The sequence below is a fragment of the Pseudomonas sp. 1928-m genome (assembly GCF_029269135.1).
Classification (GTDB): Bacteria; Pseudomonadota; Gammaproteobacteria; order Pseudomonadales; family Pseudomonadaceae; genus Aquipseudomonas.
The window spans coordinates 1,810,905-1,834,738 of record NZ_JARIXO010000001.1 but is presented as its reverse complement, the minus strand read 5'-3'; the positions used below and the strand labels follow the sequence as shown (position 1 = coordinate 1,834,738).

The 23,834-nt window shown below is 61.5% G+C and carries 22 protein-coding genes; 9 read left to right on the top strand and 13 right to left on the bottom strand.

All coding sequences use genetic code 11. The annotated features are described in order from the left end of the window. Positions 1-110 precede the first annotated feature (110 nt). The 7 genes from cmk to mtnA all read right to left on the bottom strand — a co-directional run bounded on the left by cmk (position 111) and on the right by mtnA (position 10,621). Positions 111-797 (bottom strand): (d)CMP kinase, encoded by a 687-nt coding sequence (gene cmk / locus P3C18_RS08265; protein WP_275961339.1) that lies wholly within the window; start codon positions 795-797, stop codon positions 111-113. After that, positions 794-3,049, bottom strand: coding sequence for a bifunctional prephenate dehydrogenase/3-phosphoshikimate 1-carboxyvinyltransferase (locus P3C18_RS08260; protein ID WP_275961338.1), 2,256 nt, complete (start codon positions 3,047-3,049; stop codon positions 794-796). The genes cmk and P3C18_RS08260 overlap by 4 nt, the downstream gene beginning before the upstream one ends. Beyond that, entirely contained in the window at positions 3,046-4,152 is a 1,107-nt protein-coding gene (gene hisC, locus P3C18_RS08255; protein WP_275961337.1) for a histidinol-phosphate transaminase, read from the bottom strand. Before hisC ends, P3C18_RS08260 begins: the two co-directional genes overlap by 4 nt. Before the next feature lie 91 nt (positions 4,153-4,243). Beyond that, complete coding sequence (gene pheA / locus P3C18_RS08250) at positions 4,244-5,350, bottom strand: prephenate dehydratase (protein WP_167141464.1); 1,107 nt, start codon at positions 5,348-5,350, stop codon at positions 4,244-4,246. Then, on the bottom strand, positions 5,350-6,435 hold the full coding sequence (gene serC / locus P3C18_RS08245) for a 3-phosphoserine/phosphohydroxythreonine transaminase (protein WP_167141466.1): 1,086 nt from the start codon (positions 6,433-6,435) through the stop codon (positions 5,350-5,352). Before serC ends, pheA begins: the two co-directional genes overlap by 1 nt. A gap of 95 nt (positions 6,436-6,530) precedes the next feature. Continuing rightward, positions 6,531-9,299, bottom strand: coding sequence for a DNA gyrase subunit A (gene gyrA / locus P3C18_RS08240; RefSeq protein WP_275961336.1), 2,769 nt, complete (start codon positions 9,297-9,299; stop codon positions 6,531-6,533). 245 nt (positions 9,300-9,544) lie between these two features. Next, positions 9,545-10,621: an S-methyl-5-thioribose-1-phosphate isomerase gene (mtnA, locus tag P3C18_RS08235; protein ID WP_275961335.1), complete on the bottom strand. Its 1,077-nt coding sequence runs from the start codon at positions 10,619-10,621 to the stop codon at positions 9,545-9,547. A 147-nt stretch (positions 10,622-10,768) separates the two neighbouring features. Between mtnA and P3C18_RS08230 the strand changes: the two genes are divergently transcribed. The 5 genes from P3C18_RS08230 to P3C18_RS08210 all read left to right on the top strand — a co-directional run bounded on the left by P3C18_RS08230 (position 10,769) and on the right by P3C18_RS08210 (position 15,597). Then, the gene (locus P3C18_RS08230; RefSeq protein ID WP_275961334.1) at positions 10,769-12,088 is read left to right on the top strand and encodes a TRZ/ATZ family hydrolase; all 1,320 of its coding nucleotides are present in this window, start codon (positions 10,769-10,771) and stop codon (positions 12,086-12,088) included. A gap of 196 nt (positions 12,089-12,284) precedes the next feature. Continuing rightward, positions 12,285-12,983, top strand: coding sequence for a bifunctional 2-polyprenyl-6-hydroxyphenol methylase/3-demethylubiquinol 3-O-methyltransferase UbiG (ubiG, locus tag P3C18_RS08225; protein ID WP_275961333.1), 699 nt, complete (start codon positions 12,285-12,287; stop codon positions 12,981-12,983). Next, positions 12,983-13,654, top strand: coding sequence for an N-acetylmuramic acid 6-phosphate phosphatase MupP (mupP, locus tag P3C18_RS08220; RefSeq protein ID WP_275961332.1), 672 nt, complete (start codon positions 12,983-12,985; stop codon positions 13,652-13,654). The genes ubiG and mupP overlap by 1 nt, the downstream gene beginning before the upstream one ends. 59 nt (positions 13,655-13,713) lie before the next feature. Further along, positions 13,714-14,454: a YciK family oxidoreductase gene (locus tag P3C18_RS08215; RefSeq protein ID WP_275961331.1), complete on the top strand. Its 741-nt coding sequence runs from the start codon at positions 13,714-13,716 to the stop codon at positions 14,452-14,454. Positions 14,455-14,670: 216 nt separating this feature from the next. Then, positions 14,671-15,597 carry a GGDEF domain-containing protein gene (locus P3C18_RS08210; protein WP_275961330.1) on the top strand — a complete coding sequence of 309 codons (927 nt, stop codon included), beginning with the start codon at positions 14,671-14,673 and terminating at the stop codon, positions 15,595-15,597. 135 nt (positions 15,598-15,732) lie between these two features. Here the strand turns inward: P3C18_RS08210 and rluB are convergent, their stop codons facing one another. The 6 genes from rluB to P3C18_RS08180 form a co-directional block, all read right to left on the bottom strand. Next, entirely contained in the window at positions 15,733-16,923 is a 1,191-nt protein-coding gene (gene rluB / locus P3C18_RS08205) for a 23S rRNA pseudouridine(2605) synthase RluB (protein ID WP_275961329.1), read from the bottom strand. A gap of 268 nt (positions 16,924-17,191) precedes the next feature. Beyond that, on the bottom strand, positions 17,192-17,983 hold the full coding sequence (scpB, locus tag P3C18_RS08200) for an SMC-Scp complex subunit ScpB (protein ID WP_275961328.1): 792 nt from the start codon (positions 17,981-17,983) through the stop codon (positions 17,192-17,194). A gap of 2 nt (positions 17,984-17,985) precedes the next feature. Next, entirely contained in the window at positions 17,986-18,717 is a 732-nt protein-coding gene (locus tag P3C18_RS08195) for a ScpA family protein (RefSeq protein WP_275961609.1), read from the bottom strand. 140 nt (positions 18,718-18,857) lie between these two features. Further along, a complete protein-coding gene (locus P3C18_RS08190; protein ID WP_275961327.1) occupies positions 18,858-20,072 on the bottom strand; it encodes a tryptophan--tRNA ligase in 1,215 nt (404 codons plus the stop codon). A gap of 44 nt (positions 20,073-20,116) precedes the next feature. Then, positions 20,117-20,746, bottom strand: a complete 630-nt coding sequence (locus P3C18_RS08185) for an L-threonylcarbamoyladenylate synthase (RefSeq protein WP_275961326.1) — start codon at positions 20,744-20,746, stop codon at positions 20,117-20,119. A gap of 13 nt (positions 20,747-20,759) precedes the next feature. Beyond that, complete coding sequence (locus P3C18_RS08180) at positions 20,760-21,623, bottom strand: PHP domain-containing protein (RefSeq protein ID WP_275961325.1); 864 nt, start codon at positions 21,621-21,623, stop codon at positions 20,760-20,762. A gap of 151 nt (positions 21,624-21,774) precedes the next feature. Between P3C18_RS08180 and P3C18_RS08175 the strand changes: the two genes are divergently transcribed. The 4 genes from P3C18_RS08175 (at position 21,775) to P3C18_RS08160 (ending at position 23,752) form a co-directional block, all read left to right on the top strand. After that, the gene (locus tag P3C18_RS08175; RefSeq protein WP_275961324.1) at positions 21,775-22,074 is read left to right on the top strand and encodes a YciI family protein; all 300 of its coding nucleotides are present in this window, start codon (positions 21,775-21,777) and stop codon (positions 22,072-22,074) included. Between the two features lie 54 nt (positions 22,075-22,128). Further along, entirely contained in the window at positions 22,129-22,530 is a 402-nt protein-coding gene (locus tag P3C18_RS08170; RefSeq protein ID WP_275961323.1) for a translation initiation factor 2, read from the top strand. 3 nt (positions 22,531-22,533) lie between these two features. Next, positions 22,534-23,211 (top strand): response regulator transcription factor, encoded by a 678-nt coding sequence (locus tag P3C18_RS08165; protein ID WP_275961322.1) that lies wholly within the window; start codon positions 22,534-22,536, stop codon positions 23,209-23,211. Between the two features lie 130 nt (positions 23,212-23,341). Next, positions 23,342-23,752, top strand: a complete 411-nt coding sequence (locus P3C18_RS08160) for a Spy/CpxP family protein refolding chaperone (protein ID WP_275961321.1) — start codon at positions 23,342-23,344, stop codon at positions 23,750-23,752. Positions 23,753-23,834: the final 82 nt, after the last annotated feature.

Sequence of the window (23,834 nt, the reverse complement as noted above, 5' to 3'; positions counted from 1 at the left end):
CACTCCAGACAATGTGGGTACGTTCATATAAAAAGAGGCAAACGGGACGAGGACTGGGTTCCCGTACGCCTCCTTGCGAGCCGGTCAGCTTAAAGCAGCTGTGGCTCTGATCATCCGGCGAGATCGCGATTGGCGACTTCACTCAGAATTCGTTCAAGCACTTGTTCGATGGAGAGTTCAGTGGAATCCAGCTGGATCGCATCGGCTGCCGGCTTGAGCGGAGCCACTGCACGCTGGGTATCGCGCTCATCGCGCGCCTGAATCTCATCAAGAAGACTCGCGAGATTAACATCATCGCCCTTGGCCTTCAACTGCAAGTAGCGGCGACGGGCACGCTCCTCGGCGCTGGCGGTGAGGAAAACCTTCAGCGGCGCATCGGGAAATACCACCGTACCCATGTCGCGACCATCGGCGACCAGACCCGGCATTTCCTGGAATGCCTGCTGACGCTGCAGCAGCGCTTCACGCACGGCAGACAGCGAGGCTACCTGCGAAGCACCGGCACCGACCTGCTCATTGCGGATCAGATCAGTGACCTCCTCACCTTCAAGAATGATGCGCTGACCATGGCCATCACCCGCGGCGATGAACTGCACATCCAGATGAGCGGCGAGCAGCTTCATCGCTTCTTCGTTGGTCAGATCAACGCCGTGATTACCGGCGGCAAAGGCCAGCAGGCGATACAGCGCGCCAGAGTCCAGCAGATTCCAGCCCAGTTGCTTGGCCAGCAGGCCGGCAATGGTACCCTTGCCCGAGCCGCTCGGCCCGTCGATGGTGATAACCGGAGCGACGATCATGACTTGCCCTCCTCGGCTACACGGATACCCACCTGAGCCGACAGCGCCAGGAAGTTGGGGAACGAGGTGGCGACGTTGGCGCAATCATGAATGCGGATCGGGGCCGTGGCGCGCAGCGATGCCACGCTGAACGACATGGCGATACGGTGATCACCGTGCGCCCAGACTTCGCCGCCACCGATGCTGCCGCCTTCGATAATGATGCCATCCGGCGTTGGCTCGGCTTTGACGCCCAACGCAATCAAACCATCAGCCATCACCTGAATCCGGTCGGACTCCTTGACCCGCAGCTCCTCGGCGCCGCGCAGCACGGTGCGACCTTCGGCTACCGAAGCAGCGACGAAAAGCACCGGGAATTCGTCGATAGCCAGCGGTACCAGATCTTCCGGAATATCGATGCCCTTCAGCTTGGCGCTGCGCACACGAATATCGGCCACGGTTTCGCCGCCGACCTCACGCTGGTTTTCCAGGGTGATGTCGCCGCCCATCAGCTTGAGGATGTCGATCACGCCCGTACGGGTCGGATTGATCCCAACATGCTCCAGCACCAGTTCCGAATCTTCGGCAATGCTGCCGGCCACCAGGAAGAACGCGGCCGAGGAAATATCCGCCGGCACTTCGATATGGGTCGCGGTCAGCTTATGCCCCGACTCGACGCTCGCCGTGCTGCCATCCACCGTAACCGGGTAACCGAAGCCGCGCAGCATACGCTCGGTGTGGTCACGGGTTGGCGCAGGCTCAGTCACCGAGGTGCGGCCTGCAGCATAGAGACCGGCCAGCAACAGGCAAGATTTGACCTGGGCGCTGGCCATGGGCATCTCGTAGTCCATGCCAGTCAGGCGCTGACCGCCCTTGATCATCAGCGGAGGACGGCCTTCCGGAGCGGTTTCTATCACGGCACCCATTTCGCGCAGCGGCTTGGCGACGCGGTTCATCGGCCGCTTGGACAGCGAAGCGTCGCCAGTAAGCGTGGTGTCAAACGGTTGTGCCGCCAGCAGACCAGAAAGCAGACGCATCGAGGTGCCTGAGTTGCCCATGTACAGCGGGCCAGCCGGCGCCTTCAGGCCATGCAGGCCTACCCCATGAATGGTCACGCGACCATGATGCGGGCCTTCGATGACCACACCCATGTCGCGAAATGCCTGCAGCGTTGCCAAGGCGTCTTCACCTTCCAGGAAGCCTTCGACATGCGTGGTGCCTTCAGCCAACGAGCCGAGCATGATCGAGCGGTGGGAGATGGACTTGTCGCCCGGAACGCGAATACGCCCGGAGAGTTTGCCGCCAGGGTTAGCCAGAAAAACCAGATCGTTCGAGTGCATAGCGTCCACATAGGCCCTGCGGGCCAGAATTTTGCCGAAATGCTCACGGGCCACGCGGGCGCGGGTGAATACGCCCAGCAATTGATGCCCATCCCCAGCGTCGACCGCGTCGCGCAAGGCGTCGAGGTCGTCGCGAAATACGTCCAGCGTGCGCAGCACCGCCTCGCGATTGGCGAGGAAGATGTCGTGCCACATGACCGGATCACTGCCGGCAATCCGCGTAAAGTCGCGGAAACCGCCGGCGGCGTAACGAAAGATCTCCAGGTTCTCACTGCGCTTGGCAAGTGAGTCAACCAGGGTAAAGGCCAGCAAATGCGGCAGGTGACTGGTCGCGGCCAGCACCTGATCGTGATGCTCGACCTCCATATGCTCAACATCCGCGCCCAGCTCGCGCCACAGCACATCGACCAGCTCCAGGGCAGGCTCATCGCTCTGCTCGCAGGGCGTGAGGATGACCTTGTGGCGGCGGAACAGTTGCGCATTGGACGCTTCCACCCCGCTCTGCTCGGAGCCGGCAATCGGATGCCCAGGCACAAAGCGCACCGCCTTACCGGTAAAGGCCAGGCGTGCCGCGCGTACCACGTTGCCCTTGGCACTGCCGACATCGGTCAACACCGCCGTGCCCAGTTCAAGCTTGGCCAGCTCGGTCAGCAGCTTCTCCATGGCCAGGATAGGCACCGCCAGCTGGACCACATCGGCACCCTGACAAGCGGCAGCCAAATCAGACTCACAACGATCGACCACCCCCAGCTCGACGGCCAGCCGGCGCGACTCGGGGTCCAGATCGACGCCAATCACTTCGCGAAACAAGCCGCGTTCACGCAAGCCCTTGGCGAAGGAGCCACCAATCAGGCCCAGGCCGATAACCACCAGGCGGCCGAGCTTAGGGGCAACAGGTTGCACCTGAGTGACAGCAGATTTGGCCTCACTCACGCGCTCAGCACCTTGGCCAGGGCCTCGAGGAACCGCTCATTTTCAGCCGGCAGGCCAATCGATACGCGCAGGAAATTCGGCATGCCGTAACCGGCAACCGGACGCACGATCACACCGGCGCGCAATAGCGCCTGGTTGATCGCAGCGGTATCACGACCAAAGTCCACGGCAATAAAGTTGCCTTTCGATGGGATCCAGCTCAGACCCAACTCGCGCAGACCAGCTTCCAGCTGTGCCATGCCGGCGTCATTGAGCTGACGGCTTTGCGCCAGGTAATCGGCATCATCCAGCGCCGCGCAGGCGGCCGCCAAGGCGAGGCTGTTGACGTTGAATGGCTGGCGTACACGGTTGAGCACATCGGCGATCTGCGCCGAGCTGAGCGCATAACCGACGCGCAGCGCCGCCAAACCATAGGCCTTGGAGAAGGTGCGCGAGACCAGCAGATTCTCATAGCGCGCCAGGTATTTGAGGCCGTCCGGCAGCTCATCACCTTCGGCGAACTCGATATAAGCCTCATCCAGTACCACCAGCACATTACTGGGTACGCGCGCGAGAAAGCGCTCCAGTGCGTCGGGGCCGAACCAGGTGCCAGTCGGGTTGTTCGGGTTGGCGATAAACACCACGCGGGTGTTGGCGTCGATGGCCGCGAGCATGGCTTCCAGGTCGTGGCCGTAATCCTGCGCCGGCACCACTTTGCCCTGGGCACCTACGGCCTGGGTCGAAATGGGGTAAACGGCAAAGGCATACTGACTGAACACCGTATTAAGGCCGGGGGCCAGATAGGCACGGGCGACCAGATCGAGAATGTCGTTGGAACCATTGCCCAGGGTGACCTGATTGATCTGCACGCCGCAACGCGCAGCCAGACGGCTTTTCAGCTCGAAACCATTGCCATCAGGGTAACGGGTCAGCTCCGAGAGCTCGCTGCGAATCGCCTCCAGCGCCTTAGGGCTTGGGCCCAGCGGATTCTCGTTGCTGGCCAGCTTGACGATACTGGCCGGGTCCAGATCCAGCTCACGGGCCAACTCATCCACCGGCTTACCCGGCACGTAGGGCAACAGCTGCTGTACGCCTGGCTGGGCCAGGGCGAGGAAATCGGTCATAGCAAAGCCTCACGCTTAAAGCCGCAAGCCTCAAGTACAGCCCGGCGTCGATGCGCGTGTAGCTTGAGACCTGAGGCGTGCCGCAGCAGTTTTAGAGTACCGCTTTCGGGTAGGAACCCAGCACCTTGAGCGCCACGGCTTCCTGATTGATCTTTTCCAGCACGTCCTTGATCAGCGGGTCGCGGTGGTGACCCACGAAGTCGATAAAGAACACGTAGGTCCACTTGCCGCTGCGCGACGGGCGGGTTTCGATGCGGGTCAGATCGATGCCGTTGTTGTGGAACGGCACCAGCAGCTCATGCAGGGCGCCCGGCTTGTTGCGCATGGAGACGATGACCGAGGTCTTGTCGTCGCCGGTCGGCGGCACTTCCTGGCTGCCGATGATCAAGAAGCGCGTGGAGTTGTCCGGACGGTCTTCGATCTTCTCCGCCAGCTTAGTCAGGCCATACAGACTGGCCGCCATATCGCCGGCAATCGCCGCGCTGTTCCACTCGCTTTTCACCCGTTTGGCTGCATCGGCATTGCTCGACACTGCCACGCGCTCAACGTTGGGGTAATGCGCGTCCAGCCACTTGCGGCACTGCGCCAGGGACTGGGCGTGGGAATAGATGCGAGTGATCTTGTCGGTTTTGGTGGTTTCACCGACCAGCAGGTGATGGTGAATGCGCAGCTCGACTTCACCACAGATGACCATGTCGTGTTCGAGGAAGCTGTCGAGGGTGTGGTTGATCGCGCCTTCGGTGGAGTTTTCCACCGGCACCACGCCGAAGTTCACCGCACCGGCAGCCACTTCGCGGAACACTTCATCGATAGCCGCCATCGGCACGCTGATCACTGCGTGACCGAAATGCTTCATCGCCGCGGCCTGGGAGAAAGTACCTTCCGGGCCGAGGTAAGCGACCTTAAGCGGGTTCTCCAAGGCCAGGCAGGAGGACATGATTTCGCGGAACAGCCGCGCCATTTCCTCGTTGCCCAGCGGCCCCTGGTTGCGCTCCATAATGCGTTTGAGCACCTGGGCTTCGCGCTCAGGGCGATAGAACACCGGCTTCTCGCCTTCCGGCAAGGCCTTCATCTTTACCCGCGCGACTTCTTCGGCGCAGCTGGCGCGATCACTGATCAGCGCGAGAATCTTCTCATCGAGGTTGTCGATGCGCAGGCGCAGGGCCTGCAGTTCCTGCTCGGAAATTGGATCGGTCATCAGCCGTGCTCCTTCTCGAACTCAGCCATATAGGCCACCAGCGCTTCAACCGCATCCAGGCCCACGGCGTTATAGATGGAGGCACGCATGCCGCCGACCGAACGGTGGCCCTTGAGGTTGAGCAGGCCACGCGCATCGGCACCGGCTAGGAACGGTTTATCCAGTTTCTCATCGGCTAGGCGGAACGGCACGTTCATCCAAGAGCGGGCGTTATGGGCAATCGGGTTGCTGTAGAAATCGCTGGTATCAATGGCCTTGTACAGCAGGTCTTTCTTGGCGCGGTTGATCCGCTCCATAGCGGCCACCCCGCCCTGCTCTTTCAGCCACTCGAACACCAGGCCGGACAGGTACCAGGAGAAGGTCGCCGGGGTGTTGTACATCGAGCCGTTATCGGCAGCGATCTTGTAATTGAGCATGGTCGGGCAGACGCTGCGGGCACGACCAAGCAGGTCTTCACGGACGATGGTCACCACCAGGCCGCTAGGGCCGATGTTCTTCTGCGCGCCGGCGTAGATCAGGCCGAACTTCGACACATCGATCGGGCGCGAAAGGATGTCGGAAGACATATCCGCCACCAGCGGCACGTCACCGACTTCGGGAACCCAGTCGAACTGCAGGCCACCGATGGTTTCATTGCTGGCGTAGTGCAGGTAGGCGGCGTCTTTCGACAGCTGCCACTCGTTCTGCCCGGGAATGGCGAAATAGTCGTAGGCCTTGGCGCTGGCGGCGACATTAATATTGCCGTAGCGGCTGGCTTCTTCGATGCTTTTCTTCGACCAGATACCGGTATCGATATAGTCGGCGACGCCATCTTCGGGCAGCAGGTTGAGCGGGATTTCAGCGAACTGCTGGCTGGCCCCACCCTGCAGGAACAGCACTTTGTAGTCGGACGGAATTTCCATCAGGTCGCGCAGGTCCTGCTCGGCCTTTTCCGCGATGGCGGTGTATTCGTCGCTACGGTGGCTCATCTCCATCACCGACAGGCCTTTACCCTGCCAATCGAGGAGCTCCGCCTGGGCGCGTTGCAGAACAGCTTCAGGAAGCGCGGCCGGGCCGGCGCAGAAGTTAAAGGCTCGCTTGCTCACATCCACTCTCGCTCAAAAATGGTGGGCGGGCTGACCATGACTGCTCAGCCGCCAAATCCTACGCCGTCAGGGGCGAGTGCACTCGCCCCGACAGATCACTCTTCGCCGATTGGGCTTTCGTCAGCGGCAGCTTCGGGTGCATCACCTGCATCCTCAACTGTGCCTTCAACACCCTCTTCGCCTTCCAGCAGCTCTTCGTCGTCTTCCGCCGAAGGCTCTTGCACGCGTTCAAGACCAACCAGGGTTTCATCCTTGGCCAGCTTGATCAGGGTCACACCCTGGGTGTTACGACCGAGGCTGGAGACTTCGCTGACGCGGGTACGCACCAAAGTACCCTGGTCAGAAATCAACATGATTTCCTCGCCTTCCAGCACCTGCACGGCGCCGACCAACTTGCCGTTACGCTCGTTGCTGACCATGGCGATCACGCCCTGGCCGCCACGACCGCGACGCGGGAACTCGGCCATCGCCGTGCGCTTGCCGTAGCCACGCTCGGAAGCGGTGAGAATCTGCGCATCGGCTTCAGGAATCAGCATGGAGATGATTTCCTGGCCTTCCGGCAGACGCATACCACGCACACCGCGAGCGGTACGGCCCATGGTGCGCACTTTGCTTTCCTTGAAGCGAATCACCTTGCCGCCGTCGGAGAACATCATCACTTCGCGAGCGCCGTCAGTTACGGCAGCGGAGATCAGGGTGTCATCTTCGTCCAGTTTGAGGGCGATCAGGCCCGAGCTGCGCGGACGGCTGAACTGCACCAGCGGGGTCTTCTTCACAGTGCCTTTGGCCGTGGCCATAAAGATGTAGGCACCGGTCGGCTCATCCGGGGTTTCGTCGTCGGCGTCATCGCCTTCAACCAGGTCTTCAACTTCTTCAGCCTCGACCACTACGCCTTCGATATCGTCCTGCTCGTCGCCTTCCGGAGCCTGCTGACGCAGCGCTTCCAGATCGACCTGGAGCATGGCGGTAATGCGCTCGCCTTCGTCCAGCGGCAACAGGTTGACCAGCGGACGACCGCGGGCGGCGCGCGAGGCTTCCGGAATTTCGTAGGTCTTCAGCCAGTACACCTTGCCCTTGCTGGAGAACAGCAACAGCGTGGCGTGGCTGTTGGCGACCAGCAGATGCTCGATGTAATCCTCATCCTTCACGCCGGTAGCCGACTTGCCCTTACCGCCGCGACGCTGCGCCTGGTAGGCATGCAGCGGCTGGCTCTTGGCATAACCACTGTGGGAGATGGTGACCACACGCTCTTCTTCGGTGATCAGGTCAGCCAGGCTGAGGTCCAGACGGTTGTCGAGAATCTCGGTGCGACGCTTATCGCCGAACTCGGCCTTGACCGCTTCCAGCTCTTCGCGGATCACTTCCATCAGGCGCGTGGCGCTGGTGAGGATGCGGATCAGCTCGCCGATCTGGGTGAGAATTTCCTGGTATTCGGCTAGCAGTTTTTCATGCTCAAGACCGGTCAGACGGTGCAGACGCAGCTCGAGGATGGCCTGGGCCTGTTCCGGCGAGAGGAAATACTTGCCGTCGCGCAGGCCGTACTGTAGATCGAGATCGTCCGGGCGGCAGGCGTCAGCACCCGCGCGCTCGACCATGGTTTCCACTGCACTGGATTCCCAGGGCGTGGCAATCAGCGCCAGCTTGGCTTCGGCCGGGGTCGGCGAGGCCTTGATCAGAGCGATGACCGGGTCGATGTTGGACAGAGCAACCGCCTGGCCTTCAAGGATATGGCCACGCTCACGGGCCTTGCGCAGCTCAAATACGGTGCGGCGGGTGACCACTTCACGGCGATGCAGAATAAAGGCTTCGAGCATGTCCTTGAGGTTAAGGACCTTCGGCTGGCCGTCGATCAGCGCCACCACGTTGATGCCGAACACGCACTGCATCTGGGTCTGGGCGTAGAGGTTGTTGAGTACCACTTCCGGTACTTCGCCGCGACGCAGCTCGATCACGATGCGCATGCCGTCTTTGTCGGACTCATCGCGCAGCTCGGTGATGCCTTCGAGCTTCTTCTCTTTAACCAGCTCGGCGATCTTCTCGATCAGGCGCGCCTTGTTCAGCTGATACGGCAGCTCGCTGACGATGATCTGCTGACGGCCACCGACCTTGTCGATGTCTTCGATAATCGCCCGGGCACGCATATAGATGCGGCCACGGCCAGTGCGGTAGGCCTCGATGATGCCGGCGCGACCGTTGATGATCGCCGCAGTCGGGAAGTCCGGACCGGGGATGTATTGCATCAGCTCATCGACAGTCAGCTCGCCGTTGTCGATCAGCGCCAGACAACCATTGATCACTTCCGTGAGGTTGTGCGGCGGAATATTGGTGGCCATGCCCACGGCGATACCGCTAGAGCCGTTGACCAACAGGTTGGGGATCTTGGTCGGCATAACCGCCGGGATCATTTCGGTGCCGTCGTAGTTCGGCACCCAGTCCACGGTTTCTTTGTGCAGGTCAGCCAGCAGCTCATGGGCCAGCTTGGTCATGCGCACTTCGGTGTAGCGCATGGCGGCCGCGTTATCGCCGTCCACCGAACCGAAGTTGCCCTGGCCGTCGACCAGCAGGTAACGCAGGGAGAATGGCTGCGCCATGCGGACGATGGTGTCGTACACCGCGGTATCACCGTGCGGGTGGTACTTACCGATTACGTCACCGACCACACGGGCGGACTTCTTGTATGCCTTGTTCCAGTCGTTGCCCAACTCACTCATGGCAAACAGCACGCGGCGGTGCACGGGCTTCAAGCCATCACGTGCATCCGGCAGCGCGCGCCCAACAATTACGCTCATCGCGTAATCGAGGTAGGACTGCTTGAGTTCGTCTTCAATATTGACCGGGAGGATTTCTTTGGCCAGTTCGCCCATGAGTAGCCTTGTTCCTTTTTCTGGTGAAACTCCGCGCCGCTCGTCCTGAGTGGTGTGGAGCCTGTCGCCGTGCCTTGAGGCTCATAGCGACTCACGACAAATCAATAAGTTATGCCATGTATCTGCGCAGGATAAGAGGCCCATAACGGGCACCCCCGAAAACCGCCGGAGCTTACCACAATCACCGCGGCGCACCTATCCCCAGCGCCACCCTACCGACTAGGTGCGCGTACCCGCAGAAAAACTCAGTGCAGGCGCTTGCGGCACATCAATTGCGCCATTTTCTCGGCATCCGGACGATCAACCACACCCTTCTCGGTGACGATAAAGTCGATCAGGTCCGCCGGGGTCACATCGAATACCGGATTGAGCGCTTCGATTCCGCCGGCGATGCGCTTGCCGCCCAGTTCCAGCAGCTCGCTGGCATCGCGCTCCTCCAGCACGATGTCGTCACCGTGCTCCATGGCCATATCGATGGTTGAACTGGGCGCCACCACCATAAAGCGCACACCGTGGTGCATGGCGTTCACCGCCAACTGATAGGTGCCGATCTTGTTGGCCACATCGCCATTGGCAGCAATGCGATCCGCCCCGACTATGACCCAGGTGATGCCACGGGTTTTCATCAGGTGCGCAGCAGCCGAATCGACATTCACCGTCACCGGAATGCCGTCAGCCGCCAGCTCCCAGGCAGTCAGACGCGAACCCTGCAGCCAGGGCCGGGTTTCGTCGGCGTATACCCGCTCAAGCAACCCATCATGAAAAGCGGCGCGAATCACCCCCAGCGCCGTACCAAAGCCGCCCGTGGCCAGAGCGCCGGCATTGCAGTGGGTCAGCAGGTTCTGCTGATTACCTTGATGTTTGCGGATCAGATCAACACCCAGCTGGGCCATGGTCAGGTTGGCTTCGCGATCACTTTGATGAATGCCGATGGCTTCAGCCTCCAGCAGCGCCAGCGGATCGTCGCGGCTTTTCAGCCGAGCCAGCCGCTCACGCATGCGCTCAAGCGCCCAGAACAGGTTGACCGCGGTCGGCCGCGAGGCCGCCAGCAGGTCGAAATCTGCCTGCAACGCCGCACACCAGTCGCCGCCATCCTGCAAACGAGCCCGGGCAGCCAGGACGATTGCATAGGCCGCAGTGATGCCGATGGCCGGAGCACCGCGCACCACCATGCTGCGGATCGCCTCAGCGACATCCGCCGCCGAGTGGTAGCTCAGCCAGGTTTCCTCGAAAGGCAGCGCGCGCTGATCAAGCAGGTGCAGAGCGCCGTCACGCCACTCAATGGCCCTGACCTTCTCTGCCGCTAGCAATTGCTCGCGCATTACACACCTCCGCCGGAAAAAGCCGACCATTATACGCACACCGCCCGGCGCATCGCGCCAGCAGCCCGCCAGATAAAGCCTGTGCAGCTTCAAGCCTAGGGCGTTCCCCTATAAACTCGCCACTTTATATCTGTCGGAAGCGTCGCCATGCCCCAAGCCCCACTCGACCTGCTGTTGCTGCCCACCTGGCTGGTCCCGGTCGAGCCTGCTGGCGTGGTGCTGCTGGAACACGGCCTGGGCATCCGTGACGGGCGCATCGCGCTGATCGCCCCGCGCGCTGAAGCACTCAAACACGCAGCCCTGCAGGTGCTTGAACTGCCCGGCCGGCTACTCACACCCGGCCTGGTCAACGCCCACGGGCATGCGGCAATGACCCTGTTCCGCGGCCTGGCAGATGATCTGCCGCTGATGACCTGGCTGGAGAAGCACATCTGGCCGGCCGAGGCCAAGTGGGTCAACGAGCAGTTTGTCCAGGACGGCACCGAGCTGGCCATCGCCGAACAGCTCAAAGGCGGCATCACCTGCTTCTCCGACATGTACTTTTTCCCGGAAACCGCCAGCCAGTTGGTGCACAGCAGCGGCATCCGCGCGCAAATCACCATTCCGGTGCTAGATTTCCCGATTCCCGGCGCCCGCGACGCAGACGAGTCGTTGCGCAAGGGCCTGGCGCTGTTCGACGACCTCAAGCATCACCCGCGCCTGAGCGTGGCTTTTGGCCCACACGCGCCCTATACAGTGAGCGACGACAAGCTGGAAAACATCCGCATGCTCGCCGAAGAGCTGGACGCCGGCATTCATATGCATGTGCACGAAACCGCTTTTGAGGTGCAGCAAAGCCTGGAGCAGCGCGGCGAGCGGCCACTGGCCCGCCTGGCGCGCCTCGACCTGCTCGGCCCGCGCTTCCAGGCCGTGCACATGACCCAGATTAATGATGAAGACCTGGCCCTGCTGGTGGAAAGCAACAGCAGCGTGATCCATTGCCCGGAATCCAACCTCAAGCTGGCCTGCGGCTTCTGCCCGGTGGAAAAACTCTGGCAGGCCGGAGTCAACGTGGCCATCGGCACCGATGGCGCAGCCAGCAACAACGATCTCGACCTGCTCGGCGAAACCCGTACTGCAGCCCTGCTGGCCAAGGCCGTGGCCGGCTCGGCAACGGCACTTAACGCCCATAGCGCGCTACGCATGGCCACCCTGAACGGCGCACGCGCCCTGGGTCTGGACGAGCAGATCGGCTCATTGGAGCTGGGCAAGGCTGCAGACATAGCGGCGTTCAACCTCTCCGGCCTGGCCCAGCAACCGGTCTACGACCCGGTATCGCAGCTGATCTACGCTGGCGGCCGCGCCTGCGTCGAACACCTATGGGTTGGCGGCAAGCAATTGCTCGACGCCGGCCAACTGACGCGCCTGGACGAACAACGGATCATCGCCAACGCCCGCGCCTGGGGGAAAAAGATCGCTGGAAGATGATAGGTAGCCCGGATGAAATCCGGGAACAACCGCGCATCTGTTGCGCCCACCCCGGATTTCATCCGGGCTACACAGCAGACACTGCGACAAACTGACATACATTGGCCGCATAACAGGCGTCCAATCCACCCGGCGAAACTGGCAACATGAGCACCTTGCGCTCCCATTCTCGCCGCAGCCTGATTCAGGGATTTATATGAGCAACGTCGACCACGCCGAAATCGCCAAATTCGAAGCCCTCGCCCATCGCTGGTGGGACCGCGAAAGCGAATTCAAGCCACTGCACGACATCAACCCATTGCGGGTCAACTGGATCGACGAACGCGTTGGCCTGGCCGGCAAGAAGGTATTGGACGTCGGCTGCGGCGGCGGCATCCTCAGCGAATCCATGGCCCAGCGCGGCGCCAGCGTCACTGGCATCGACATGGGCGAAGCGCCGCTGGCCGTGGCCCAGCTGCATCAGCTGGAATCGGGCGTCAGCGTCGAATACCGGCAGATCACCGCCGAAGCTCTGGCTGAAGAGATGCCTGAGCAGTTTGATGTAGTCACCTGCCTGGAAATGCTGGAGCACGTGCCCGACCCGGCGTCGGTGATCCGTGCCTGCTACCGCATGGTCAAGCCTGGCGGTCAGGTGTTCTTCTCCACCATCAACCGCAACCCCAAGGCCTACCTGTTCGCCATCATCGGCGCCGAATACCTGATGCGCCTGCTGCCGCGCGGCACCCATGACTTCAAGAAATTTATCCGGCCGTCCGAACTGGGCGCCTGGAGCCGCGAAGCGGGCCTTGAGGTCAAGGACATCATCGGCCTGACCTACAACCCGCTGAGCAAACGCTACAAGCTGGAAGCCGATGTCGACGTCAACTACATGATCCAGACCCTCAAGGAGGCCTGATGCGCTTGCGCGCGGTTTTATTCGATATGGACGGCACCCTGCTCGACAGCGCGCCGGACTTTGTCGCCATCAGCCAGGCCATGCGCGCCGAGCGCGGCCTGCCGCCGATTGCCGACAAGCTGATTCGGGATCAGGTCTCCGGCGGGGCGCGCGCCATGGTCGCCGCCAACTTTGCCATGGACCCCGAAGCCGAAGGTTTCGAAGCCTTGCGCCTGGAGTTTCTCGAACGCTATCAGAACCACTGCGCGGTGCTGACCCGACCATTCGATGGCATGAATGAGCTGCTCGATGACATCGAACAGGCCAAGCTGATCTGGGGTGTGGCGACCAACAAGCCGGCGCGCTACGCCGAACCGATCATGCAGCAGCTCGGTCTGGCGCAGCGCTCGGCGGTGTTGGTCTGCCCGGATCACGTCAGCCGCAGCAAGCCCGACCCGGAGATGATCCTGCTGGCCTGCGCGAAGATGGGTGTAGAGCCCGCCGCCACCCTGTTTATCGGCGATGACGAGCGCGATATCGAAGCCGGCCGCGCCGCCGGCTGCAAGACCGCCGCTGTCACCTACGGCTATATCCACCCGCAGGACAACCCACGCAACTGGGGCGCTGATGTGGTGGTGGACCACCCGCTAGAACTGCGCGCCGTACTCGAACGAGCCCTGTGCAGCTGCTGAAAATCGCCTGCCAGGCGCGCGCCGACGCCACCCGTTTTTGAATTAATGAGGCTTTACCCATGCATGACTATTCCGCCCGCCCCGACCTGCTCAAGGGCCGCGTGATTCTGGTGACCGGTGCCGGCCGTGGCATTGGTGCAACCGCCGCCAAGACCTTTGCTGCCCACGGCGCCACGGTGCTGCTGCTGGGCAAGACCGAAGAAAACCTCAGCCGCGTGTATGACGCCATCGAAGCCGCCGGCCACCCGCAGGCCGCAGTTATCCCGTTCAACCTGGAAACCGCCCTGCCGCATCAGTACGACGAACTGGCGGCGATGATCGAAGCCGAGTTCGGCAAGCTCGACGGCCTGCTGCACAACGCCTCGATCATCGGCCCACGCACACCGCTGGAGCAGCTGTCCGGCGACAACTTCATGCGCGTGATGCAGGTCAACGTCAACGCCATGTTTATGCTCACCAGCACCCTGCTGCCGCTGCTCAAGTTGTCGGCAGACGCCTCGGTGGTGTTTACCTCCAGCAGCGTCGGGCGCAAAGGTCGCGCTTACTGGGGTGCTTATGCCGTATCGAAGTTCGCCACCGAGGGCCTGATGCAGGTACTCGCCGATGAGATCGACGGCATCGCCAGCGTGCGCGCCAACAGCGTCAACCCAGGCGCCACGCGCACCGATATGCGTGCCCAGGCCTACCCCGGGGAAAACCCGCAGAACAACACGCTGCCTGAAGCGATCATGCCGGTCTACCTGTACCTGATGGGGCCGGACAGTAAGGGCGTCAACGGTCAGGCATTTGACGCGCAATAAGTCATCACTACTGCCGCCGGTTTTCCGGCGGCAGCCAGATCACCTGGCATCAAATTGCCAGCAGCCACGCCAGTTAACCGGCAAAGCCTTGCCGCACACCTGCCCGCTGAAACACTAAACCAATGAATTAAAAGCACTTTTTAAGTGATTTTGAGATTGGCACGGAATTCGCTCTAGCCCAGTTATCGTCGCGTACTGCGCTAGAGGTAGAGCTTCATGGCCCCGCACAACCAGTCCAACACCATCGATTTCGACGCTGCCAAATTGCAGCGTCTCGGCTATGCCGGTCGTCTGCAGAAAAACCTCAAGCCGGTCAGCCTGGCACAACTGCGCCAGCAACTGAGCCTGCGCCTGCAGACCTCGCTGGAAGCCGAACGCATTCTTGAGCTGTTCTACAGCGAAGTGCAGCGCCTGGTACCGCTCAGCGCCCTCAGCTACCAACTGGCCTCCTGCGATCTGCGCCTGGAGCTGGGCGAGCGCGGCAACCACTCGGCCGGCTACCGCTTGAATCACGATGGTGAATTCCTCGGTGAGCTGACATTCCGCCGTAACCAGCGCTTCAGTGAGGATGAGCTGGGCCAGCTCGAATCGCTGCTCGCCAGCCTGCTATTTCCGCTGCGCAACGCCCTGCTCTATCGCGCAGCCGTACAAAGCGCACTGCGCGACCCGCTGACCGAAACCGGCAACCGCATCGCCATGCAGCAAACGCTCAAGCGCGAAGTGGATATTGCCCGGCGCACCCTGCAGCCACTGTCGGTACTGATGGTCGACATCGACCACTTCAAGCGCATCAACGATACCCACGGCCATCTGATCGGTGATCAGGCACTGAAAGCCGTTGCTACAGCGCTGAAAGACAGCCTGCGCAACGTCGACATGGTGTTTCGCTTCGGCGGTGAAGAATTTATGGTGCTGCTCTCCAACACCAACCGTGAAGCCGCGTCCATGGTTGGCGAGCGCCTGCGCATGGCGGTTCTCGGCATCCAGTACCTGGTGGAAAACCGCGCCATTGAGCTGTCGGTCAGTCTCGGCTGCGCCACCCTGCTGCCGGGCGAATCGATGGAAAGCCTGCTGCGCCGCGCCGACAACGCGCTGTACGTATCCAAACGCGATGGTCGCAATCGGCTGTCGATGGCCGGGTAAAACGTCCGACCATAAAAAATGGCCGGGAGCCATTTTTAACGTCGCGCAGAGATGGCCCTCAGGGTGGCCGCCATGGATGGCAGGACATAAAAAAGGCGACCCGAAGGTCGCCTTTTTTACATCTGCCGAAATGCTTTACTCCGGCTTAGGACCGCGACCGAAGCCCGGGCGCTGACCTTCGCGGGTCGGCTGGCTGCGACGCTTGACCGGCGCACCGGCCGGCTTACGCGACGGACGATCAGTCAACTCAACGCCTGGGCGCTGCGCACCCGGCTTGGCCGGACGCTTCTTGTTGACATCGCTCGGGCGCTCGGCAACTGGTGTGCCTTTGCCTTGATCGACACGCGGAGTGCGTACTGGACGCTCGCCACGCTCAGCACCTTCACCACGCGCAGGACGCGAACGGCCCTGGTCGCCAGCCGCTGCCGGACCGCCACCATGGGCCGGACGCAAAGTCCGCTCCGGACGGGCGGCACGACCCACCGGCTTGGCCGATTTACGCTGCAGACGGTCAATCTTGTCGCGGGCTTTTTCCTTCATATCCGGCAGGGCCACCGGCTTGAGGCCGACTTCTTCACTGAGGATATCCACTTCGCGCTGGCTCATTTCGCGCCAGCGGCCCATGGTCAGGTCCGAGGTGATAAACACCGGGCCGAAACGCACGCGCTTCAGACGGCTGACCACCAGCCCCTGGGACTCCCACAAACGGCGCACTTCGCGGTTACGGCCTTCCATCACCACGCAGTGATACCAGTGGTTGAAGCCCACGCCGCCTGGCGCGACCTTGATATCGGTGAACTTGGCCGGGCCGTCTTCGAGCATTACGCCGGCTTTCAGGCGCTCGATCATCTCTTCGTCGACTTCACCACGCACACGCACGGCGTACTCGCGGTCCATCTGGAAGGACGGGTGCATCAAGCGGTTGGCCAGCTCACCGTCAGTGGTGAACATCAGCAAGCCGGTGGTGTTGATGTCGAGACGACCGATATTGATCCAGCGGCCATCTTTCGGCCGTGGCAAACGGTCAAACACGGTCGGACGGCCTTCCGGGTCGTCACGGGTGCAGATCTCGCCTTCGGGTTTGTTGTAGATGATTACGCGGCGCACGCTTTCGGCGGCTTCTTCGCGGCGGATCACCTTACCATCGACGGCAATCGCATCGTGCAGGTCGACGCGCACGCCGAGGCTGGCGACTGCGCCGTTGACCTTGACGCGACCAGCGGTAATCCAGGCTTCGATTTCACGGCGTGAAGCCAGGCCCATGCGCGCCATGACTTTCTGCAGCTTTTCGCCTGCGGGGCTGTATTCTTCGATTTCTTCACTCATCTGGGCACCTCCCGGTGTTTTCTTTAGTGATTAGGACGATTCAGGCCAAGCCTATTCGTCGAAGGGGCGCGGAGCATACGCGAAAGCCGGCCGATTAGCACGACTTGAGGCTAGCTTGCAGACGAGAAGTCGTCAGCCTTTGCGACAATCGGCGCCTATGTGCTAGCCCGCTACCGTAGCCCGGATGAAATCCGGGGAACTGCCGTCCCGGATTGCGCCAAGGCTTATCCGGGCTACCGTTGATCGGTGGCCCCCCATCCTACGGCCCTCAGTCAGAGAGCTGTTCTTTATCCAGGGTTTCGTGAAGCTCTTCGGCATCGTCCTGCTCATCGTCCTGCTCAGGTAAGTCGTCGAAGTCGGTTTTCAGCCCCTGCTCCATCGAGTCGAGTTCAGCCAGCAGGCTGCTGAAGCTGGTTTCCTCACCCACTTCCACCGCAGGCTCATCGGCCAGGGCCAGGTCAGCACGCGCCTGCAGACTTTGCGGCGCCTCCAGATCATCCTCGAAGGCCAGCACCGGCTCCGGTTCCAACTCGCGCAGGGCCGCCAGAGGCGGTAATTCATCGAGGCTTTTCAGGTTGAAGTGATCGAGAAAGGCTTTGGTGGTGGCAAACATTGCCGGTTTACCCGGCACATCGCGGTAACCGACCACGCGAATCCACTCACGCTCCAGCAGGGTTTTGACGATATGGCTGTTGACCGCCACACCGCGCACATCCTCGATCTCGCCACGGGTAATCGGCTGGCGGTAGGCAATCAGCGCCAGGGTTTCCAGCATCGCGCGCGAGTAGCGCTGCGGGCGCTCCTCCCACAGCCGGCCGACCCAAGGAGCGAAACGCTCACGCACCTGCAGGCGGTAACCGGAGGCCACTTCGATAAGCTCGAAGGCGCGCCCTTCACAGGACTTGCCCAGGTGCGTCAGGGCCTTCTTGAAGACCGTTGGCTCCGGCCGCTCAGCCTCTTCGAAGAGTTCGAATAGACGCTCCAGCGATTGCGGCTTGCCGGATGCCAGCAGAAAGGCTTCGAGCAGGCTGGCCAGCTCACGAGGTTCGTTAAGGTTCATGCTTATTCAGCTCGCGCACGCACATGGATTGGCCCGAAAGCCTCATTTTGCACCAGTTCAACCAGGGATTCCTTGATCAACTCGAGCACCGCCATAAAGGTCACCACCACCCCGAGCTTGCCCTCTTCGGCGCTGAACAGGCTGACAAAGGGCACAAACGCGCCGCCCTTGAGGCGTTCGAGCACTTCGCTCATGCGTTCGCGGGTCGACAGCGCTTCACGGGTGACCTGGTGGCTTTCAAACATATCGGCGCGGCGCAGCACTTCAGCCATCGACAGCAGCACCTCTTCCAGGCTGACATCCGGCAGCAGCTTGCGCGCCCGCGCTTCGGGCGCGTCCAGACGCGGCACGGTAACGTCACGCCCAACCCGGCTAAGGCCATCGATACCTTCCGCTGCGGCCTTGTAACGCTCGTATTCCTGCAGGCGGCGGATCAGCTCGGCGCGCGGGTCGTCTTCCTCGGCTTCGACCTCACTGGAACGCGGCAACAGCATGCGCGACTTGATCTCGGCGAGCATGGCCGCCATCACCAGGTACTCGGCGGCCAACTCCAATCGCACCGACTGCATCAGCTCGACATAACCCATGTACTGGCGGGTGATTTCCGCCACCGGGATATCCAGCACATCAATGTTCTGCTTGCGAATCAGGTACAGCAGCAGGTCCAGCGGACCTTCGAAGGCTTCAAGAAACACCTCTAGCGCATCCGGCGGGATATACAGATCCAGCGGCATTTCGGTGACCGCCTGGCCATATACCAGGGCAAATGGCAGCTCCTGCTGGGCATTGGCCTGATCCTGGGGATGGCTGTCGGGATGTTCCTGGGCTGGCACGCTGGACATGGTCATTCTCGAAATTAGATTCAGCGTTAGCTTCAGCGGTAATTCAGGCCGAGGGCCAGGCGCACTTCACTCAGGGTTTCCCGCGCTTCGGAGCGCGCACGCTCGGCGCCATCGGCGAGAATCTGCCGCACCAGATCAGGGTTGTCCTGATAATCCGCAGCACGCGCTTGCAACGGCTGCAGTTCCTGCTGCAGCGCCTCGACCAAGGGTGCCTTGCACTCCAGACAACCGATGCCGGCGCTGCGACAGCCTTGCTGTGCCCAATCGCAGGTTTCATTGCTGGAATACAGCTGATGCAGCGACCACACCGGGCAATTCGCCGGGCTGCCAGGGTCATCACGATGCACCCGCGCCGGATCAGTCGGCATACGGCGGACCTTTTCTTCGATCACCGCAGCGCTGTCACGCAGGAAAATCGCGTTGTTGTTGGATTTGGACATCTTGCCGCCATCAAGCCCGAGCAGCTTGGGCGACTCACCGAGCATGGCCTGCGGCTCGATCAGCAGAATCTTGCCGCCGCCCTCCAGGTAACCGTAGAGGCGCTCTTTATCACCCAGGGTGATGCTCTGTTGGTCCTTGAGCAGCGCCCGCGCGGTTTCCAGCGCCTCGGCATCGCCCTGCTGCTGATAGGCCTTGCGCAGGTTGTTGTAGAGCGTCGCGGTTTTCTTGCCCAGCTTGACGATCGCCGCCTCGGCCTTTTCCTCGAAGCCTGGCTCGCGGCCATACAAATGGTTGAAACGCCGCGCCACATCGCGGGCAAATTCGATATGCGCCAACTGATCACTGCCCACCGGCACCACGCCGGCGCGGTACAGCAGAATGTCTGCGGCCTGCAGCAGGGGGTAACCGAGAAAACCGAAGGTGCTCAGGTCCTTGCCGTGCAGCTGTTCCTGCTGTTCCTTATAGGACGGCACGCGCTCCAGCCAACTGAGCGGGCAGATCATCGACAGCAGCAGGTGCAACTCGGCGTGTTCAGGGACTTGCGACTGGATAAACAGCGTCGCCGAACTGGGGCTGACGCCGGCCGCCAGCCAGTCCACAGCCATGTCCATAACGCGCTGGGACAGTGGGCCGACATCGTCGTAATCAGTGGTCAGCGCGTGTAGATCAACGATGCAGAAGAAGCATTCATAGGTGTGTTGCAGCTTCACCCAGTTCTTCAGCACGCCCTGGTAATGTCCCAGGTGCAGCAAACCACTCGGGCGCATGCCAGACAGCACGCGGCGTTCAGCGTCAACAAGACTCAAAACGGATTACCTGAAAACTCAAAGGAAAACGATTATAGCCAGGATCAGATGTCATTCGTAAAAGGCGACGGATCACCGCAACCCACTCGAAACACCTCGGGCTCATCGTTAAGCAGGCTGACCACGGTGGAGGCCTCCAGCCCGCCAAAACCACCATCGATGATCAGATCGACCTGATGCTCAAGGATCTGACGCATCTCGTAAGGGTCGCTCATCGGCAGCGTTTCACCCGGCAGAATCAAGGTCACGCTCATCAACGGCTCATCCAGCTCGGCCAGCAAGGCCATGGCAATCGGATGGCTGGGCACACGCAGACCGATGGTGCGGCGCTTGGCATGCAGCAGCATGCGCGGCACTTCACGGGTGGCGTTGAGGATAAAGGTGTAAGGCCCCGGGGTATGGCTCTTGAGCAGGCGAAAGGCGGCGGTGTCGACCTTGGCAAAGGTGCTGAGCTGCGACAGGTCGCGACATACCAGGGTGAAGTTGTGTTTATCGTCCAGCTGACGCAGGCGGCGGATGCGCTCCACCGCGCTCTTGTCGCCGATATGGCAGCCGACGGCGTAGGAGGAATCGGTCGGATAGATCACCACCCCGCCGCTACGGATAATCTCCACGGCCTGTTTGATCAGGCGCGCTTGCGGGTTTTCCGGATGAATCTGGAAGAATTGGCTCACGCTCGGTTCCTGGTCAAATTGCAGTAGGCTGCTGGACATGCTGAAACCGTGCCCACAGGGGCGGTAGATCCTCGGGCACCGGGCGATAGACGCCCAGCTCAGACCACTGGCCTGGCGCGTGGAAATCACTGCCTGCGGTGACAAACATGCCGAACTCCCGCGCCAGAATCGCCAGACTGCCAACCTGCTCGGCTGGCTGCATACCGTTGACCACCTCAAGTGAATGGCCGCCGGCACCGACAAAATCGGCGATCAATTTGCGTCGTTTACTCCGAGTAAAGTCGTACTGCCAAGGATGCGCCAGACTGACCCAGGCATTGGCGCGGCGCAGGGTATCCACCGCCTGAGCCAACTCTGGCCAGTGCTGTTTGACATCACCCAACTTGCCCGAGCCCAGCCACTTGCGAAACGCTTCGGCGCGGTCCTTGACGTAGCCACTGCGTACCAGAAAGTCGGCAAAGTGCGGACGCGCCGGGGCATTGCCGCTGTCGCCCAATTCCTGCTGCATGGCCCGCGCACCTTCCAGCGCGCCCGGCATGCCTTTGGCTTCCAGGCGTTTGCTGATTTCCGCAGCGCGCAACCAGCGCCCTTCATGCAATTCGGCAATCGCCTGCTGCAAGGCCGGCGCATCGCGGTTGAAGGCGTAGCCCAACACGTGAATGGTCGCGCCACCCCAGGTACAGGACAGTTCGATACCGTTGACCAGCTGCATACCCAAGGCTTGCGCTGCGGCGCCGGCTTCATCAAGGCCATCGAGGGTGTCGTGATCGGTCAACGCCAGCAAACGCACACCGCGCTCAAACGCCCGCGCCACCACCACAGCCGGCGCAAGGGCGCCATCTGAAGCGGTGCTGTGGCAATGCAAATCAACATCCATAAGGGGCGCTTTCCGAGTCATTTATGTTTGTTATTATGCCGCCAGATGTGGATTCTTGCTGGCTTGCGCCAATATTTCCTCGACTTTGCCTGACCAGGCTGCTTTTCTCCCCAGGCAGCGGCCTGCGCCGACGACCTTATTAAGGATTGAAATGCTCTACGCGATCATTGCCACCGATGTGGAAAACTCCCTGGAAAACCGCCTGAATGCCCGCCCAGCACACCTGGCGCGCCTGGAGCAACTGAAGACTGAAGGCCGTTTGATCCTCGCCGGCCCACACCCGGCCGTCGACAGCAATGATCCAGGCCCAGCGGGGTTTTCCGGCAGCCTGATCGTCGCCGAGTTCGAATCGCTACTGGCCGCACAACAATGGGCAGATGCCGACCCTTACCGCGCCGCCGGGGTATATGCCTCGGTACTGGTAAAACCCTTCAAGCTGGTCTTGCCTTGAAGCCATCCCTTCGCTGAACAACCCATAACAACAATTACAAAGATAGGAGTTCCGATGCGTACAGGCCCGCTGTTTCTACTCTTGACCCTGTGCTTGCCGGCCGTCACCCAGGCCGAGGAAAGCCCGCCGCAGCCATTGGCAGAAGCCACTTCGGCGCAGACGCAGATCGATGAACTGGAGCAGCGCCTGGCGCTCAGCGAAGAACAGCGCGCAGCCCTCAGCGCTGAACTGCAGAACAACAGCAACGAACGTGACACCGTACAACTGCAGCGCCTACGCCAGGAAAACCAACGCCTCAAGCTGCAGCTGAAGAAAGCCCAGGCCAGTGCCCCGCAGCCGCTGATCAGCGAACAGCAAATGTGGTTCGCCACAGGCGCCGGCGCCGGTTTGCTCGGGGTGATTATCGGGGCGTTCCTGCGCCGTGGTCGCCGCTCACGTAGCGAGTGGCTCAACTGACCCATGAGTGATCTGCTGTTAATCGACGACGACGTCGAACTCTGCGAACTGCTGACCAGCTGGCTGACCCAGGAAGGCTTTCAGGTCAGCGCCTGCCATGACGGCCACAGCGCGCGCAACGCCCTCGCCCAGCACAGCCCGGATGCCGTGGTGCTGGACGTGATGCTGCCCGACGGCAGCGGCCTGGAACTGCTCAAGCAGTTGCGCAGTGACCACCCAGAACTGCCGGTGCTGATGCTTTCAGCGCGCGGCGAACCGCTGGACCGGATTCTCGGCCTGGAGTTGGGCGCCGACGATTACCTGGCCAAACCCTGTGACCCCCGCGAACTCACCGCACGCCTGCGCGCCGTCTTGCGCCGCAGCTTGCCGGCCACGCCCAGCAGCCCACTCGACCTCGGCGACCTGCATTACAGCCAGGCCCGCGGCACCGTAACCCTGGGCGAACAGGAAGTGCTGCTGACCCTCTCGGAAAGCCGCATCCTCGAAGCCCTGCTGCAACAGCCGGGCGAGCCGGTGGATAAACAGGAACTGGCGCAACTGGCCCTCGGCCGCAAGCTGACCCTGTATGACCGCAGCCTGGATATGCACGTCAGTAACCTGCGCAAAAAACTCGGCCCACATGCCGACGGCCGCCAGCGCATTCTGGCCCTGCGTAGCCGCGGCTACTACTACAGCGTCTGAGCCGTGGTTGTGTAAATCCGCAGCACCACGCTCTTTACCTAAGCTTTACCTTGCCCTGACGGCCCTTGACCTTGACCGCCCTAGACTGGGCTCATCCGGTGTTTACCGGTTTCAGACAAGGAGACACACCATGCGCAAGACCCTTACCGCAGTACTGCTCGCCCTGACCCTGCCGACCCTGGCCATGGCCATGCCCGAAGGCGGCCCACGGCACGGCGGCGGCGAGCACGGCTCCCGCATGTTCAAAGAGCTCGACCTGAGCAAAGAGCAGCACCGCGAAATCCGTAAGCTGATGGGCGAGCAGATGAAAGGTCGCCACGACATCACTAAACGCTACCTGGACAAGCTGCCGGCAGCCGAACAGAAAGCCATGCAAGACGAATTGCAGGCCGCCAAGGACAAACAGCACAGCGCCATCCGCGCCCTGCTCAAGCCTGAGCAACAGAAGGCCTTCGACGAGCATCAGAAAAAGATGGAAGAGCGCCGCGCGGAACGTCAGGCATTCAAAGCCTGGCAGGCCGAGCAGGCGAAAAAGAACTAACCCGGGCACTGTTGCCTTTACGCCCATCAGGCTGCAAAGCCTGATGGGCGTACGCATTTCCACCACAGCCATTACCACTAAG

Bases quoted from the DNA above. Each gene is read 5' to 3' on its own strand.
- scpB (WP_275961328.1), bottom strand. From the start codon at position 17,983: ATGAACCTTAACGAACCTCGTGAGCTGGCCAGCCTGCTCGAAGCCTTT.
- pheA (WP_167141464.1), bottom strand. From the start codon at position 5,350: ATGACCGATCCAATTTCCGAGCAGGAACTGCAGGCCCTGCGCCTGCGC.
- mupP (WP_275961332.1), top strand. From the start codon at position 12,983: ATGCGCTTGCGCGCGGTTTTATTCGATATGGACGGCACCCTGCTCGAC.
- P3C18_RS08195 (WP_275961609.1), bottom strand. From the start codon at position 18,717: ATGCCGCTGGATCTGTATATCCCGCCGGATGCGCTAGAGGTGTTTCTT.
- P3C18_RS08160 (WP_275961321.1), top strand. From the start codon at position 23,342: ATGCGCAAGACCCTTACCGCAGTACTGCTCGCCCTGACCCTGCCGACC.
- P3C18_RS08175 (WP_275961324.1), top strand. From the start codon at position 21,775: ATGCTCTACGCGATCATTGCCACCGATGTGGAAAACTCCCTGGAAAAC.
- P3C18_RS08180 (WP_275961325.1), bottom strand. From the start codon at position 21,623: ATGGATGTTGATTTGCATTGCCACAGCACCGCTTCAGATGGCGCCCTT.
- hisC (WP_275961337.1), bottom strand. From the start codon at position 4,152: ATGACCGATTTCCTCGCCCTGGCCCAGCCAGGCGTACAGCAGCTGTTG.
- P3C18_RS08210 (WP_275961330.1), top strand. From the start codon at position 14,671: ATGGCCCCGCACAACCAGTCCAACACCATCGATTTCGACGCTGCCAAA.
- mtnA (WP_275961335.1), bottom strand. From the start codon at position 10,621: ATGCGCGAGCAATTGCTAGCGGCAGAGAAGGTCAGGGCCATTGAGTGG.
- P3C18_RS08215 (WP_275961331.1), top strand. From the start codon at position 13,714: ATGCATGACTATTCCGCCCGCCCCGACCTGCTCAAGGGCCGCGTGATT.
- ubiG (WP_275961333.1), top strand. From the start codon at position 12,285: ATGAGCAACGTCGACCACGCCGAAATCGCCAAATTCGAAGCCCTCGCC.
- rluB (WP_275961329.1), bottom strand. From the start codon at position 16,923: ATGAGTGAAGAAATCGAAGAATACAGCCCCGCAGGCGAAAAGCTGCAG.
- P3C18_RS08170 (WP_275961323.1), top strand. From the start codon at position 22,129: ATGCGTACAGGCCCGCTGTTTCTACTCTTGACCCTGTGCTTGCCGGCC.
- gyrA (WP_275961336.1), bottom strand. From the start codon at position 9,299: ATGGGCGAACTGGCCAAAGAAATCCTCCCGGTCAATATTGAAGACGAA.
- P3C18_RS08230 (WP_275961334.1), top strand. From the start codon at position 10,769: ATGCCCCAAGCCCCACTCGACCTGCTGTTGCTGCCCACCTGGCTGGTC.
- P3C18_RS08165 (WP_275961322.1), top strand. From the start codon at position 22,534: ATGAGTGATCTGCTGTTAATCGACGACGACGTCGAACTCTGCGAACTG.
- cmk (WP_275961339.1), bottom strand. From the start codon at position 797: ATGATCGTCGCTCCGGTTATCACCATCGACGGGCCGAGCGGCTCGGGC.